This is a genomic window from Paenibacillus allorhizosphaerae (assembly GCF_042659105.1).
Classification (GTDB): Bacteria; Bacillota; Bacilli; order Paenibacillales; family NBRC-103111; genus Paenibacillus_G; species Paenibacillus_G allorhizosphaerae.
Genome location: NZ_JBHSRV010000023.1, coordinates 15112 through 29700, shown reverse-complemented (window position 1 = coordinate 29700; position 14589 = coordinate 15112). Strand labels below are relative to the sequence as shown.

Below are 14589 nucleotides of genomic sequence, written 5' to 3'. Positions count from 1 at the left end.
AATGATAAACGAATTAAACGGAATCACGCCGGAAGAAGAGCAATCGATTCATAAGGCGCGAAAACGAATCATTGAAGCCATTGGCAAAAATATGGATTTATACGGGATTACGCTGTCCACCGGATTGTTGTACGGACTCATGTTTTTTCAAAATAAACCGATGACGCTCGATGAAATGGGAGAAGCCATGGAAATGAGCAAAACCAGCATGAGTACGGGCATTCGCACGCTTATGGATCTCAATATGGTCAATAAAGTGTGGGAGAAAGGATCTCGGAAGGACCAATACGAAGTGGAACGAGACTGGCACCAGACGTTTACCGATTTTTTTGCGATCAAATGGCGGAAGGCCGTTGAAATGAATTTGCAAGCATTGAAAAAGTCGCAAGTCGAGCTGCGGGCGCTAGCGGATGAACATCCGAATGAGGAAACTCTCCAGTCGTACATCAGTCTCGATATGGAAAAAATCAATCAGGCGATCGACTATTACTTGTGGCTTGACCGTTTGATCGACACGCTGGAATCCGGGGAAATCTTTAATCTTGTCCCGAAGAAGCCGGACAAAGGTGGCTAAACAATGGCGATGTACCGTTGCACCAAAAGAAGGGATAGACTTCCAGCAGGAAGCCCATCCCTTTTTTTCTGCATTGAATGAGCGTCCGATTTCGGTGCGCCCAGCGATGGAGATCCGGTAAAGTCACTTCATTCCGTTCACGCATTACAATTATTGGGTAATTCGCATTTTACTGGTGACTCCATAGAATAAACGGACATGTCTCACATACAATTGTGAAGTAGGATAATCCTTATTCGCCCGGAGGCTATAAGATGAAACAGAAGATACTAATCCTTCAAATTGCAGCGACCTATGTAGGAACCGTCGTAGGCGCCGGATTTGCGTCAGGACAGTCGATTTTGCAGTTTTTCACGGTCTACGGTGCATGGGGAGAAACGGCGATTCTCATCAGTACGTTTTTATTCATATGGATCGGGACGAAAATGATGATGTTGGCCCGCCGCATCAAAGCGTTTTCCTTTCAGGAATTAAACCATTATTTGTTTGGCAAAACGTTCGGCAAAGTCGCGAATATATTGATGTTTATTCTTTTGCTTGGCGTGACCTCGGTGATGCTATCCGGAACCGGCTCCATATTCGAAGAACAGCTCGGCTTGCCTTATCAATTGGGCATTATCACCAGCATCGTATTGAGCTACCTTGTGATGACGAAGCAAATCAAAGGCATATTGGCGGTCAATTCGCTGGTCGTTCCGATGATGCTATTCTTCATGGCGCTCATCGCTGCGAACGCGATCGATCTCGATGAGTTGCCCCAGTTCATGAAGCTGCACAATGAGGAGCGGCCTGATTACAAATGGCTGATAACTCCGTTCTCCTACGTTGCGTTGAACATCGCCTTTGTACAAGCGGTCATGGTTCCTCTGGCGAATGAAGTGAGCAATGACCGTGCGCTGCAATGGGGGGGCTTCTGGGGCGGAATCGGTCTCGGAGCGATGCTGCTTGTCAGTCACTATGCGATGCACGCCAAGATGCCGGATATTCAACGGTTTGACATTCCGATGGCGGAAATCATTCGGGATTACGGCCCTTTTATGCACATCTTGTTTTTGCTCGTTATTTATGGGGAAATTTTCACAACGTTAATCGGCAACGTATTCGGCATTGCCCGGCAAATGCAAAGCCGCTACGAGCTTCCTACCTCTTGGTTAGTGCTGATCATTCTGCTGGCCAGTTTCCTGGTCAGTCAGATCGGATTCGCTTCGCTGCTGACGTATCTTTACCCGTTATTCGGGTACATGGGGATCATTCTGTTGATTTTCTTGGCAGCCAAGAGAGTACCCGCTCATTAAAAACCATCCATGCGAATCAGGCGCTCCCTTAACCGCGAATACCGGCTGCTTCCTCGCCTTTGCCGTATGCCGCTCCTTTGGCCGGATGGATCGTTATCGCTGGAGCAGCGGAGTGACGGACTCCACGATTTGCGTCATTTTCTTCGAGATCTCGCCGTACATGCGCTTCACGGAAACATTGTCCGTAGACAAGCCGTACAATGCGAGGTCGGCTTCGCACTTCTTCAGCGTCGCAAGCAGCATTTCGTTCTGGGATGCCTGCGGAAGCTGCAGCATGTCGTCATACACATCCACATAAAGCTGGCCATACGTGTCGACTTGGCCGAGAAATACATTTTCCAGCGTAACGCCGATTTTCTCCAGTTCGGTCTGCAGCCATTCCCGGCTCAGCCCGCGGGTAGCGAGCGGTTCATCCATAATACTGCCGTCCATAATGACGGTTTGCGTCTCCTGCTCGGGACCGATTTTGATGCCCAAATGTTTTGGCGTCAGCGGCTGATTTTCTTTTTTGAGCAGCACGCTCAGCTCACCGGTCGTTTCCAGTACAGCAAACTCGACATCGGCTACATTAAATACGTTCTTCTTGCGAAGCTGCTCCAACAATTCATCGGTCGAGTAGCGCTCTTTTTTCATATTATCTTCGAGCACTTTGCCTTCTTTGATAAACACAGTCCCGTTCCCCTCAAACAGTCCGCGCAGTCGTTTGCTCTTGAGCGTAATGAATTCGAAGACGTACGGAATCAAAAACCATACCAGGATGGCAGTCACGCCGTACATAAAGTGAGCTTCCAACTCCGTAGAAATAAAGCCGGCCAACGAACCGAGCGTAATCCCGGCGATATATTCGAAGAAGTTCAGCTCGGATATTTGTTTTTTCCCCAAAATACGGGTCAATAAAAAAATGATAGCGACCGCAGCAAGCGATCGTAAGGCGATGTGAATCCACTCGGGCAACGCACTCACTCCTTTTCGTCTGGACCGGTTTGCTTTCATGCGGTCGCACTATCATTATTTATCAAAAGCGATTTTGTTATTTATAGGTGATTATTTACATTTGCTGGTACGTACTCGCTGCATCTTCCCCCGCAGGCTGCGATTTCTGGAAAAAAAGCTTCATCATCGGCGGCGTCACCAGCGTAGTAATCAGAACGACAACGACGATGACGGCGAACATTTCCGAGCTTAACAGACCGGACTCGAGCCCCATGGCGGCGATAATCAGCGCGACCTCCCCGCGGGACACCATCGCGGCGCCGATCCCGAGCGAGCTTCTCCACTGGAATCCGGCGAGTTTGGCTCCAAGCGCCGACCCGACCAGCTTGGTCAGTATCGCCAAAATACTCAGCCCGATGATCAGTCCGATATGGCTGCCGATGCCGATAAACTCCGCCGTGACCCCGATCGACGTGAAGAACACGGGAACGAAGATGGAGTAGCCGATCGTCTCCACTTTCTCGAATACTTCGTGCTTATATTTCGTTAAGCTGATGGCAACCCCGGCGATATACGCGCCGATAATTGCGGCCACGCCGGCGACTTCCGCCAAGTACGCGTATACGAAACAAATGATCAGACCCGCCGAGATGACGGCTTCGGTCACCCGAAGCGGCGCGAACCGGTTTAGCACCCAAGGTACGACCTTCCAAGCCAGTACAATGGCAACCGCAAAAAATAGTACTTTTTTCATGACGACCATCCCGAGGTTCACATCGCCGCCTGCGAAACTCATCACAAAGGCCAGCGCGATAATGACGAGAATATCGTCGATCACGGCGGCACCCAATATCGTTGTACCTTCTCTGGACTTCATTTTCCCCATTTCTTTCAGCGCCTGAACGGAAATGCTAACGCTTGTAGCCGAAAGCAGCAGGCCGAGAAAGATCGATTGTATTGGCGGGAGATCGATAGCCATCCCGGCGCCGTACCCGAGCGTAAACGGAACAAGAATGCCGAGCACGCCGACATAGGCCGATGCCTTGCCCGTACTTTTGAATTGCTCCGTGTCCGTCTCGAGGCCCGCGATAAACATCAATAGAATAACGCCGATCTGGCTGATCTCCTGAAGAATTTCGGTATTGGTGACGACGCCAAGCACGGTAGGGCCCAGAACAATCCCGATAATGAGCTTGCCGAGTACGGACGGCTGACCCAGCTTAACGCTAGTGTCTCCGGCCACTTTTGAAGCGAATAAAATAATGGCCAATTGAAAAACAAGCATATGACTCCACCTTTCTGCGATACGGTTATGATGTGTAATTTAAGGCCAAACAACGCAAAAAAGGACCCTGTACCACAGCCGCTGGACATAGCGGTGCCCTGGTGACAGACTCCTCCAAAGTAAGGCCTATTCCGTTGTTCGATAAACCTAATACGCGCGAATACCGATCTGGTTTCAAACATTCGTTTTTTATTGCTGCTCTTTATGAATAAGGTCTTCCAGGGCTCTGCGGAACTGCTGCTCTTTTTTGCGCCGGCTTCGCGCCTCTTCCCTTAATGATCGCAGCAAGGAGACGCACATAAACGCCATAATGACGGCGAAGGGCAGTGCGGTGACGATGGATGCCGTCTGCAGCGCCTGCAGCCCTTGACTGAGCAGCAACACGATGGCAATAGCCGACTGGACCAGCCCCCAGGTTAGCTTTACCTTTCCCGAAGGCGTTAAATTTCCGCCTGTCGAAAACATGCCGAGTACGAACGTCGCCGAATCGGCAGACGTTATGAAAAAACAGACGATTAGCGCTGTAGCGATAACCGCCAGCAGCTTACCGAAATGAATGTGCTCAAGCGAAACAAACAGCGCTGAGGTCACGTCTTTGCTTACCGCCGCCGCTATATTGATTCCTTCCAGCATTTGCTGATGCAGACCGGTGCCGCCGAATACGGAAAACCAGATCAGGCTGAACAAGCTCGGTATAAACAAGACGCCCAGCACAAACTCCTTGATCGTGCGTCCCCTGGAGACCCGAGCGATGAACATGCCCACAAACGGTGCCCACGAGATCCACCAAGCCCAGTAAAATAGTGTCCAATTGCTGATCCAGGTACCCTGCGTAAACGGAGTAAGCCGTAAGCTCATTTGAATTAAATTTTGGAGATATCCGCCTACGGATAATGTGAACGTATCCAGCACAAACGTAGTCGGACCGAGCACAAACGTGCATAGCATTAGACCAAGGGCGAATATGAGATTGGCGTTGCTCAATATTTTGATGCCGCGGTCGAGGCCCGATAACGCGGAAATCATGTAGAGAATCGTAAGCAAAGCGAGGATGGTGAGCTGGGTCCCGGTATGATTTGGAAGTCCCCACAAAAACTGGAGTCCTCCGCTTATTTGCAGCGTTCCGAGTCCTAATGAAGTAGCTACGCCGAAGGCAGTGGCAATAATGGCGAGAATATCGATCGTTTTGCCAAGCGGACCGTTCACTTTGTCGCCCAGCAGCGGATAAAACGTTTGACTAATGAGCGCCGTCTGTTTTTTTCGGTATTGAAAATAAGCAAGCGTTACGCCGACCACGGAATAAACAGCCCACGGGTGAAGCCCCCAATGAAAAAAAGCATACCGCATCGCGAGCTGAGCCGCTTCGGCGGATTCGCTTGCCGCCCCTTGAGGCGGCGTTACATAATGGGACAGCGGCTCGGCTACGCCCCAGAAGACAAGGCCGATCCCCATGCCCGCACTGAACAGCATCGCGAACCAGGTGATATCGGAAAACTCGGGTTCATCGTCATCGTCACCGAGCCGTATGCCCCCGTATTTGCTGAACGCCAAATAAACGACAAAAATTAAAAAGCCGAAAGCCGCAAACAAATAAAACCATCCGAATCGGCCTGTGGTAAACGCGAGAAATTGGGTGGCCTGCTGGGAGAGACCTTCCGGGCTGATCGCCCCCCACAAGACAAATAAAATAATGACCGCAACCGAAATGCCGAATACCATGCAAACCTCCAAGAAAACGTTTCCTCTAAGGTTCCCGGGTTCCAGGCAAGTTATTCTTGATGCTTATAAAATCGATATCATGACATCCCATAATGCATCGCACAGCTCCGATGCTTTCGCTTCAAATCCCGACAGCCTCACAACCCACTCTTCGCAAACGCTGTCAACGGTAAGCGTATGCCCTTGCTGCGCCACATACGCCATCATTAGTCCGATGGACAGCAAAGGCAGCGATCTGCGCTTTTCCACCCCGCTCAAGTAATAAATCATCTCTTCTTGGCCGCTGAAGAAAATATATTCTCCTTCTTGCGGAACCCACCAGGAACGCAGCTTCTGTTTTTGCTGCTCCGACAGCCGCTCCAAGTGGCCGGCAGTAATCCTCTGAAGCATAAGCATCCCCCCGCAACGGCTTATTTCGATTGCTGCGATTTTTTTCGTTTTTCAATCACCTCTTCTTTGGTCGGCACGATAAGCTCCGTTTCCGGCCGCGTCCAGCCGTCGTCGCAGTGACAAAACCCGTTTTCGTCTTTGTACACAATTTCAACCACTTTCCCATCTTTTGTTTTCATGATCATACCCGGTACATTCCCCTTTCGTCCGGCTTGATGAGAGAAGCTTGCGCATGAAGCTTCTTGGATGGATTGAACGCCATTTTGAACGCAATGCAAAAAGCCCGCAAGCAGCATGCATGAACGCGTGGAAGCAACGATCAACAGCTATATGACGGGCCTGGAAAAAAGGACAAAAAAAGACCCGGCTCACGGGTCAACATATGCAATACATATGCATAAAGTCATGAAAATTGACCCATCCACTGCTGACGAGGTTAGCTGCCGGGCTCGGGAAAGATGGTTCCCTACAGTGCTGATTCGCCCCAAAATCGTTGGTTCCCCCGCTTCCCGACCGTAACAAGCCGGAAATTAAGCGTACACTTATCATACAATAATAGTTCAACTTTCGTCAAACAAACAACCCCTGTCATAACGACTTGTCGTATAGTGTCGCCTGGCACACATTCCCCGCTTCGATCCAAGGCGTCGTCGCCACTTCCTTTCTAGTTTACATACATACAGTATGTATGTTAATATGAATACATCTTACAGACAAATAAAGGAGATGCTCACCGATGATGGTATCCAGCTTTTACCCTGTTGTTTTGACGGAACGCGTTGCGGAAAGCTCCGCATTTTACACCCGCTATTTTGGATTTGAAGAAGTGTTCGCCGCCGACTGGTACGTGAGCTTGAGGTTATCGCAAGGCCGCGTCCCATTTGAACTCGCACTCCTGAACGCTTCCCACCCTACTATACCTCAACCTTACCGCAAAACCGTGCAGGGCTTGATTCTTAACTTTGAAGTCGATGATGTCGACGCGGAGTACGAAAGGCTGATTGTTAAAGAGAAGCTGCCCTTGCAGCTTGATATCCGAAGCGAGGACTTTGGACAACGCCACTTCATTACGAGCGATCCGAACGGCGTACTGATCGATGTTATTACAATGATTCCTCCCACCGACGAACACAGCAGCCAGTATGTGGAGAACGTATGGGCTGATACGGATGCTGCAAAGAACGGTGGAACCTCATGATCCGGATTTTCTGCACTTGCTTTTGTCAAAGCCGTTATTGACAATGGGCTGGCTTCGTGATCATATGGAGCAAGAAGGGAATCCCCTCGCTTGGATTGTCCGGCATTCCTTATCGGGCGATGAAGAAGCTTTAGCGCTCCTGGATCGACTTAAACGATAGGGAGCGGCGCAAAAGAAGAGGAGTATATGTGGGATGAAACGAAACAAAGAGGAAACGACCGAAACGGTACGCAAACTGATCGAGGTGGCCCGCGTTTATTTCACGCAGCACGGCTATGCGAATTCCGCTTTGGAGGATATTGCTCATGAGGCCGAATTGACGCGCGGGGCGCTTTATCATCATTTTGGAAATAAAAAGGGACTTTTCCGGGTTGTGCTTGAATCGGTGCAAAAAGAAATCGCGGAACGCGTCATGACGGAAGCAGCCAACAGCGACGATGTATGGGAACAGCTGCAACTTGGCTGCCGGGCGTTCGTATCCGCCGCCGTCGAGCCCCGGAACAAGCGGGTTTTGCTTATTGACGGTCCCGCCGTGCTGGGCTGGGACGCGTGGCGCAGGATGGACGAGCAAAATTCCATGCGCCTGCTGCGCGAACAGCTTCAAATGATGCAAGAGCAAGGATATTTCCGGCCGGTATCCATTGATGCCATGACACACTTCCTCTCAGGCGCCCTGAATGAATCGGCACTGTGGATTGCACAGCAGCAGGATGATACGCCGGCGTTAGAAGAGACGATGACGGTCATTACTCATTTGCTGAACGGGTTCAGGCAGTGAGGGGCGCAGATGACGACAGTTGTTTCGGCGGTAGACTACGACCCGATTCCACTATCGATCAAGTCGTGAGTATCATTAGTCGCCGCCTCCGCCCCCTCCTGCGTAAAACGCAGCATTTTTGCAGGCCGAATAATGGTCGAGGCTGTGCTCCTATTGTTGTCTTACCGGGAAGCGAAGAATCGTTTTCAGCGAAGAAGGCTCCACTTTGCACGGGTCGGACAAATAAATTTCATGGTGCAGACCGTGCTGTATGAGCCGATGCGCTTTCATAAATTCGTGAATTTTTGCAATCGTGACCGGCTCGGTGCTGTACGGCCCGATGTGCATTATTTGTACGCACTCGCCTTCCCGGATCGTTTCGAACGCCCGACCCAAGGCCGCGGATGATCGCTGCATTATTTTTATACCGAAGCTCCGCTTACGGAAGCTTGGTCGCTGCGATAATAAGAAACATGGGGCGACGCAATTCGTCCTGCATGCCAGGAACCGTGTCCAGCATATATTGCGGCGGTTGCGGTTCGGACAGTCTCGTTATCCCGAAGCCGGAATCGAGCAGCACATTGATATGGGTGGCGACGGTCCGATGGTATTTGACGACATCATTGTCCAGAAATCTGGCCTGCCGCGGGCCTTCGCTTTGGTAATCGTCGACAGGCCAGTGCAATCGCTCGCCTTGCGAGCCGTAAATCCAGTCCTGCGCTGCCAGCGCGGTGAAGATCGGATGTTCGACCGAGAATACGAAGGCACCGCCCGGTACGAGATAATGATGAATTTTCTGACAGACGGCATCGAAGCGTTCAATATAATGAAGCGTAAGCGAACTGATCACCACGTCGAATTGTTCGCCCGCGAAGTCGATGTCTTCAATCGCCATTTGGCGGTACTCTATCGCGGAATCGTCGGTGCTCGCCCTAGCGCGGGCGAGCATGTTCTCGGACAGGTCTACGCCGATTACCGAACGAGCCTGCCTTTCGCGCGCATATCGGCAGTGCCAGCCAAAGCCGCAGCCGAGATCGAGCACACGTTGATCACGCAGCTCGGGCAGCATCGCCCGGAAGGCGGGCCATTCTCCGGCCGCCTCCAATCCGCCGACCGACCTGGCCATCTGGCTGTAATTTGTGAAAAATACCGGATCGTCATATTTGTTTTGTTTCATCAAGTTCATGCCTCCTCACGTCAACCTCGCTAACCGTTGTTCCATTTCTGCAATGAACGGAGCGGTACCCTTAAAATGCACGCCATGCATGCCGATCGCTTGGGCAGCCCGTACATTCTCCTCCGTGTCATCAACAAACACGACCTCGTCAGGAGCGGCGGCAAGCCGGCGAAGCGTAATATCGTAAATGCGCGAATCCGGCTTCCGGAACCCTTCCTCTGCTGACGTTACTATACAATCATACAGTTTGGCAAGTCCGCGATGCTCTATTAGCATTCGGCCGAAGGACCATGTATTGGTTAAAGCGGATACGCGAAACTTTGTTCGGAGCCGGCCGACATATTCGACCAGTTTGGCGTCAACATCGTCGCAATAAAATGCACGGCAGATGATTTCGCGTATGAGCGCTTCGTCAACCTGCATTCGCTCGGCACAGCGGCTGTAATATTGTTCTGCCGTAATCACCCCGATGTTGGCCGCCTCAATGTCCGGCCCGTGCCACAAAAGACGGTGAAAAATCTCCGGAGCAATCCCGAGCCGAGTCGCCCACTCCTCGAAATAATATCGTTCCGGCCACATAAAAAACACGCCGCCCAGATCAAAAACAATGTCTCGGATTATCGAGTCAGGCAATGGTTGTTGCAGATTGTTCCGCTGCAGACGTTCAATACGATCTTCATGCAATCAATTTCCCCTCCTGTCATTACCCATGAGTCTTAACAAAAAGATCGTATGTTTATGCGTATTTTACCACTATTGATCTGATTCAGGTCTTCAAACTAACCACAGCAACCGACCCGACTTACTCATATAGCCGTCACACGGTGTCCTGAGCGTCGCACCCAAAAGCACTCCCATTACGGGAGTGCTTTTGGGCGAAGAAATGTTATAGCTGATGAGCTTTTACCGCACGTTCATACCTTAGACGGTACAACACCAGTCCTGCAACAATGGCTAAGCCGACGCCCGCTGCTCCAAACCAAGTAATGGAGGAGAGAGCGATTCGTTCTACGGCCACCCCTCCGATAGCCGCGCCGGCAGCCATAGACAATTGCATCATGGATTGGTTGAGGCCAAGTATAACGCCCGAAGCTTCCGGCTCGATTGTCGTTAAATGATATTGCTGGGTCGGTCCGGACGACCATGCCGAGAACGACCACAACACGAGAACGGCCATCACGCCGACAAAACTACTCGTCACAAAAGACAAAATAAGGAGCATCAAAATATGCAGCGCCATCCCACCGAATAACGTTCGGTGAATCCCCCATCGATCCGTGCTGTAGCCGCCAAACCTCGACCCGATCATACTGGCAATGCCGAACACGAGCAAAGTGCCGCTTAAATAGTTGTCACTGATACCCGAAACCGCCAGCAGATACGGAGACAAATAAGTATAAGCGATCGAGTACCCTCCAAGCCAAAAAAACGTAATCGACAAACCTAAAGCCACTTTAGGTTTCTTTAGCAAAGCAAGCTGCTGCTGCAGAGGAATAGGTTCATCCCCTTGGATCCGGGGAATTGTGAGGTTGATTACCATCATCGCGATCAAACCGACCAGGGCGATGCCGAGAAAGACCACTTGCCAGCCGAAGGCGTCCGCCGTCATTCTTCCAAGCGGAACGCCGATGATTAAAGAAGCCGTAAATCCCATAATCACCGTCGCGATCGAACTTGCTTGCTTGCCTTCCGGAGCGATTTTTGCCGCGATATTGAGTGCCGTGACAACTACGATTCCTGCGCCAAACGCCATAAAGATACGAGCGATTACGAACAACCCGTACCCGGGTAACACATAAGCCAAAATATTAGAGATGACAAACAAACCAAGCGCGGCGAGCATTAATTTGCGTCTCTCCCAACCTGCCGTTAAAGCCATAAGGATCGGCGTGAAAATGGCATACACAAACGAAAATATCGTAATCAATTGACCTGCCTTAGCAATGGAAACGCCAAACGAAGTAGAAATTTGATCCAAGATGCCGGACACAATATACTCGGACGTTCCCACCAGGAAGCTTATAATGGCCAAAATGTAAACTCTCCAGTTGACAGACATGAATCTCTTCAGCTCCTATCTCTTGTCTTATATTAATATAAATCGCGAAATGTCGATATGTTATGCATAAAAAATAAACATATCACGAATTATCGAATTGTTTGCACAAAATTGAAACCGACTTCTCGGAACAAGAAATCAGCTTAATTTTCACATTTCGCTCTTCATGAACTCCGCCAATTGACCAATCGCTTCCTCGTCTCTTTGGTAATACGTGAATTTGCCGATCCGCTTTGTTGTAATAAGTCCTGCCCGCTGTAGCATGGAAAGATACTGCGAAGCAGTCGACTGAGTCATGTTTAGTTTACCGGTGATTTGGCTTACGCATACCCCGACTTCGTTCATATCAATCCCTTCATGGGGCGTAAAATGGAGGTAAGGCTCTTTTAACCACTGCAAAATTTGAATCCTCGACTCATTGGACAACGCTTTAAATACATCGATTGGTTTCATACATTTCATTATATCGACCTTTTCCGATATGTCAATTCTTTATGAAATAATCCTTTATTTTTTGCTCTGTATCCGTCTCCGCTATAGGCGTATACACGCAGCAGTGAATTTCTTCATTGCCATTAATGTGAGCAAACGAATTTAAGGAAAAAGATAAAAGCCCTGCTTGCGGATGATCCAGAATGAATGGTTTCGTTTTCTTTAGCTGAACCTCATGTCTTTGCCAATACGCCGCAAATTGTTGGCTTTCCTGACAAAGCCTCCCTGCGAATTCCTCATACCAAGGATCTTCAGTACGCTGATCATAATAGGCCCGGAATACCGCTGCCGAATATTCGGCAAATTCCTCCCAATTGACCAGTTGCTTACGCAGAAACGGATCCATAAATATGGACCACGTCATCGTCTGTCCTTGCTCGGATAGATGATCAAAATCCATAATACATTGCGTCGCCAGCTTGTTCCAAGCTAATACTTCCGTACGGCTATTCGCGATAATCGCCGGATACATCAACTGTTCAATAATGCTTTTAAGCCCCGGGGTAATCTCATCGGCATACTTTAACGAGGGGGCAAGCTCGCCGTAACCGGCCAGACGGAGCAAATGAATTCGTTCGTCGGAGGATAATTGCAATGCTCGGCCGATACTCTCAATAACTTCCTTGGAGGCCGTTACTTCTCTTCCCTGCTCCAGCCAAGTGTACCACGTCGTGCTGACGCCCGCCAATTCTGCTACTTCTTCCCGCCGCAGCCCTGATGTTCTTCTCCTTCCATAGCTACCTGTAATTCCTGCTTTTATGGGCTCAAGTTGTGTTCTGCGCGCCTTCAAAAATTCGCCTAGCGGGTTTGCTTTTTGGGGCATTGTCCGCATAAGAACCTCTCTTTATGTGATTGACATTGTGTTTCATATGATAACAGAAAAACCCGCCGAATTGCGGATTTTCTCTATACACTATTTTACCGGATCCGGGAAATATTTCAAATGTTCGGTTGGATTCAAGTGAAGATACGTCCTCCCCCCGTCATCCATTATGTTAGAATCGCATCTGTTTTTGGCGAAGGAAGGAACACCCAGCAGCACAATTGATTATCACCGTTTATTCGAGTAAAAGGCATTATTTGAAACGATGACCTTCCCAGACAAGGATGATCTATAAAAAATGGCTGCAATCCTTTTACACGAACATCCGACCGATTCCATAATTTCAGAAATAAAGAACTCTCTCTGCACATCCGCTGCATAAAGGCCGTATACCAGAAATCAGCGTCGTGTTGACAAGCGAATGCGCGAAACTGCTGTACAACGTATGCGGCAAATTCATTTCTGTTGATCACGCGCTCACGGATAACGGAATCTTTCAAAACCAGACCCATCATGATCCGATCTGGAAGCATTGCAAAATCAACGATGATCGCCGCCGCTGCACCGTTCCATGCGATCACTTCCGTCCGATGATTCATAATGATCGCAGGATGCCGAAAGAGGTCGACCATCTGTTGAATCGCTGGAATTCTGATCTGCTTCGTATCTGAAAATATCAATAAATTCCTCATCAGATCCTGCAATCAAGAACTAATTTGCCGACCGTTTTTCTTCCTTCTAATTGCACATGCGTTTCCGCTGCTTTTTCCAGAGGATAAATACCGAATACTTCGGTGCAAATCTCTCTGCTTGCCAACAACCGAAGCGCTTCTTTCGCCGCTTGTCGTACTTCTTTCGGGTGGGATAAGGCATACCCGCCGATCGAGAAACCGACTACCGCTTTATTGCTTACCCATAGTTCATTAGACGAATGCAGCACATCCTCCCCGCTGGTTTCCCCCAATGCGACAATTTGCCCCAGCGGACGAAGTAGATCCATGCTTTGTTTTCTAGTATGCCCTCCCACCGTATCAAACACGATATGAACTCCTTTTTGTTCCGTTGCCTGTCGTGTTCTTTCCATAAACTCCGAGCGAACGAACAGCTCATCATAACCAAGCGATTCCGCTAGTGCTGTTTTCTCCACCGTTCCTACCGTTCCCAGCACTTTACTTGCTCCAAACCTTTTCGCTATTTGACCGATAAAGCTGCCTAATCCTCCTGCTGCGCCATGAACGAGTATGTGATCCCCCTCCTTCATATTGCTGATTTGTCTCACTGCCATATAAGCCGTGGTCAGATTCACTATAGCCGCGGCGGCGGTAGCCAAATCCAATTCGGCTCCAAGTTCATCTAATGGAACGGTCAAATCGGCTTTGATATTTGCCATCGTGCTATAACCTCCAAGGTCCAACAAGGTTAAGGCCGCTACAGGTTGACCAATATAAAATCCTTCCACGCCGTCTCCAATCGCTCGGACATATCCCGCCACTTCGAGGCCTGGCGTTGCCGGGAAAGGAAAAATACCGCCGAATGACCCTTTACGCAGCAGCACATCCACATAGCCTACACCAGCATGAGCCACGTCAATGGTCAATTGTCCACGACCGGGTATTAAATCCGGAAGTTCCTTTAATAGCAATTGCTCCGTTCCGCCTGCTTGTTCAATCACGATTGCTTTCATTTATTTTGCCTCCTTGATATATCGTTTATCTGCTTGCTACTAGTTCATTGTATCGAGCGAATATGGAGGCAAACAGTTTTCGATTATCCTAGTATAAAAACTAACCCTTATAATTAAGCGAAGCCGTTCGGAAATAAGTTTTAGACTATACGATTCTAACAAGCAAAAACCCAGCCAAACACAAAAATAAAGTGTTAGACTGG

General features: G+C 49.4%; 17 protein-coding genes and 1 riboswitch. Of the genes, 4 read left to right on the top strand and 13 right to left on the bottom strand.

What is annotated here, in order from left to right; translation table 11 throughout:
- The first annotated feature begins 1 nt into the window (after position 1).
- Positions 2-574: a GbsR/MarR family transcriptional regulator gene (locus tag ACFQI7_RS34670; protein ID WP_377518392.1), complete on the top strand. Its 573-nt coding sequence runs from the start codon at positions 2-4 to the stop codon at positions 572-574.
- A 254-nt stretch (positions 575-828) separates the two neighbouring features.
- Entirely contained in the window at positions 829-1869 is a 1041-nt protein-coding gene (locus ACFQI7_RS34665) for a YkvI family membrane protein (RefSeq protein WP_218102794.1), read from the top strand.
- A 93-nt stretch (positions 1870-1962) separates the two neighbouring features.
- Here the strand turns inward: ACFQI7_RS34665 and ACFQI7_RS34660 are convergent, their stop codons facing one another.
- From ACFQI7_RS34660 to ACFQI7_RS34640, 5 genes are all read right to left on the bottom strand, one after another.
- Complete coding sequence (locus ACFQI7_RS34660) at positions 1963-2823, bottom strand: DUF421 domain-containing protein (protein ID WP_218102795.1); 861 nt, start codon at positions 2821-2823, stop codon at positions 1963-1965.
- Between the two features lie 94 nt (positions 2824-2917).
- The gene (locus tag ACFQI7_RS34655) at positions 2918-4087 is read right to left on the bottom strand and encodes a cation:proton antiporter (protein ID WP_218102796.1); all 1170 of its coding nucleotides are present in this window, start codon (positions 4085-4087) and stop codon (positions 2918-2920) included.
- Positions 4088-4276: 189 nt separating this feature from the next.
- Positions 4277-5806, bottom strand: a complete 1530-nt coding sequence (locus ACFQI7_RS34650) for a glycine betaine uptake BCCT transporter (RefSeq protein WP_218102797.1) — start codon at positions 5804-5806, stop codon at positions 4277-4279.
- A gap of 63 nt (positions 5807-5869) precedes the next feature.
- Complete coding sequence (locus ACFQI7_RS34645) at positions 5870-6196, bottom strand: hypothetical protein (protein ID WP_218102798.1); 327 nt, start codon at positions 6194-6196, stop codon at positions 5870-5872.
- Positions 6197-6216: 20 nt separating this feature from the next.
- Positions 6217-6381 (bottom strand): hypothetical protein, encoded by a 165-nt coding sequence (locus ACFQI7_RS34640; protein ID WP_218102799.1) that lies wholly within the window; start codon positions 6379-6381, stop codon positions 6217-6219.
- Between the two features lie 225 nt (positions 6382-6606).
- A riboswitch (cyclic di-AMP (ydaO/yuaA leader) is annotated at positions 6607-6743 on the bottom strand.
- 189 nt (positions 6744-6932) lie between these two features.
- Here ACFQI7_RS34640 and ACFQI7_RS34635 point away from each other — a divergent pair.
- Together ACFQI7_RS34635 and ACFQI7_RS34630 are read left to right on the top strand one after the other, a co-directional pair.
- Complete coding sequence (locus tag ACFQI7_RS34635) at positions 6933-7394, top strand: VOC family protein (RefSeq protein WP_218102800.1); 462 nt, start codon at positions 6933-6935, stop codon at positions 7392-7394.
- Positions 7395-7587: 193 nt separating this feature from the next.
- The gene (locus ACFQI7_RS34630; RefSeq protein WP_218102801.1) at positions 7588-8172 is read left to right on the top strand and encodes a TetR/AcrR family transcriptional regulator; all 585 of its coding nucleotides are present in this window, start codon (positions 7588-7590) and stop codon (positions 8170-8172) included.
- Between the two features lie 150 nt (positions 8173-8322).
- On the opposite strand, the gene ACFQI7_RS34625 is transcribed toward ACFQI7_RS34630, so the two are convergent.
- From ACFQI7_RS34625 to ACFQI7_RS34590, 8 genes are all read right to left on the bottom strand, one after another.
- On the bottom strand, positions 8323-8568 hold the full coding sequence (locus ACFQI7_RS34625) for a GyrI-like domain-containing protein (protein ID WP_218102802.1): 246 nt from the start codon (positions 8566-8568) through the stop codon (positions 8323-8325).
- A 22-nt stretch (positions 8569-8590) separates the two neighbouring features.
- Positions 8591-9328 carry a class I SAM-dependent methyltransferase gene (locus ACFQI7_RS34620; protein WP_218102803.1) on the bottom strand — a complete coding sequence of 246 codons (738 nt, stop codon included), beginning with the start codon at positions 9326-9328 and terminating at the stop codon, positions 8591-8593.
- Positions 9329-9343: 15 nt separating this feature from the next.
- Positions 9344-10012: an HAD family hydrolase gene (locus ACFQI7_RS34615; RefSeq protein ID WP_218102804.1), complete on the bottom strand. Its 669-nt coding sequence runs from the start codon at positions 10010-10012 to the stop codon at positions 9344-9346.
- A 202-nt stretch (positions 10013-10214) separates the two neighbouring features.
- Positions 10215-11387: an MFS transporter gene (locus ACFQI7_RS34610; RefSeq protein ID WP_218102805.1), complete on the bottom strand. Its 1173-nt coding sequence runs from the start codon at positions 11385-11387 to the stop codon at positions 10215-10217.
- A gap of 150 nt (positions 11388-11537) precedes the next feature.
- Positions 11538-11840: an ArsR/SmtB family transcription factor gene (locus tag ACFQI7_RS34605; protein ID WP_218102823.1), complete on the bottom strand. Its 303-nt coding sequence runs from the start codon at positions 11838-11840 to the stop codon at positions 11538-11540.
- Positions 11841-11871: 31 nt separating this feature from the next.
- Entirely contained in the window at positions 11872-12669 is a 798-nt protein-coding gene (locus ACFQI7_RS34600; protein WP_230415640.1) for a helix-turn-helix transcriptional regulator, read from the bottom strand.
- Positions 12670-12869: 200 nt separating this feature from the next.
- A complete protein-coding gene (locus ACFQI7_RS34595; protein WP_218102807.1) occupies positions 12870-13394 on the bottom strand; it encodes an MmyB family transcriptional regulator in 525 nt (174 codons plus the stop codon).
- Positions 13394-14386, bottom strand: coding sequence for a quinone oxidoreductase family protein (locus ACFQI7_RS34590; RefSeq protein ID WP_218102808.1), 993 nt, complete (start codon positions 14384-14386; stop codon positions 13394-13396). The genes ACFQI7_RS34595 and ACFQI7_RS34590 overlap by 1 nt, the downstream gene beginning before the upstream one ends.
- Positions 14387-14589 lie beyond the last annotated feature (203 nt).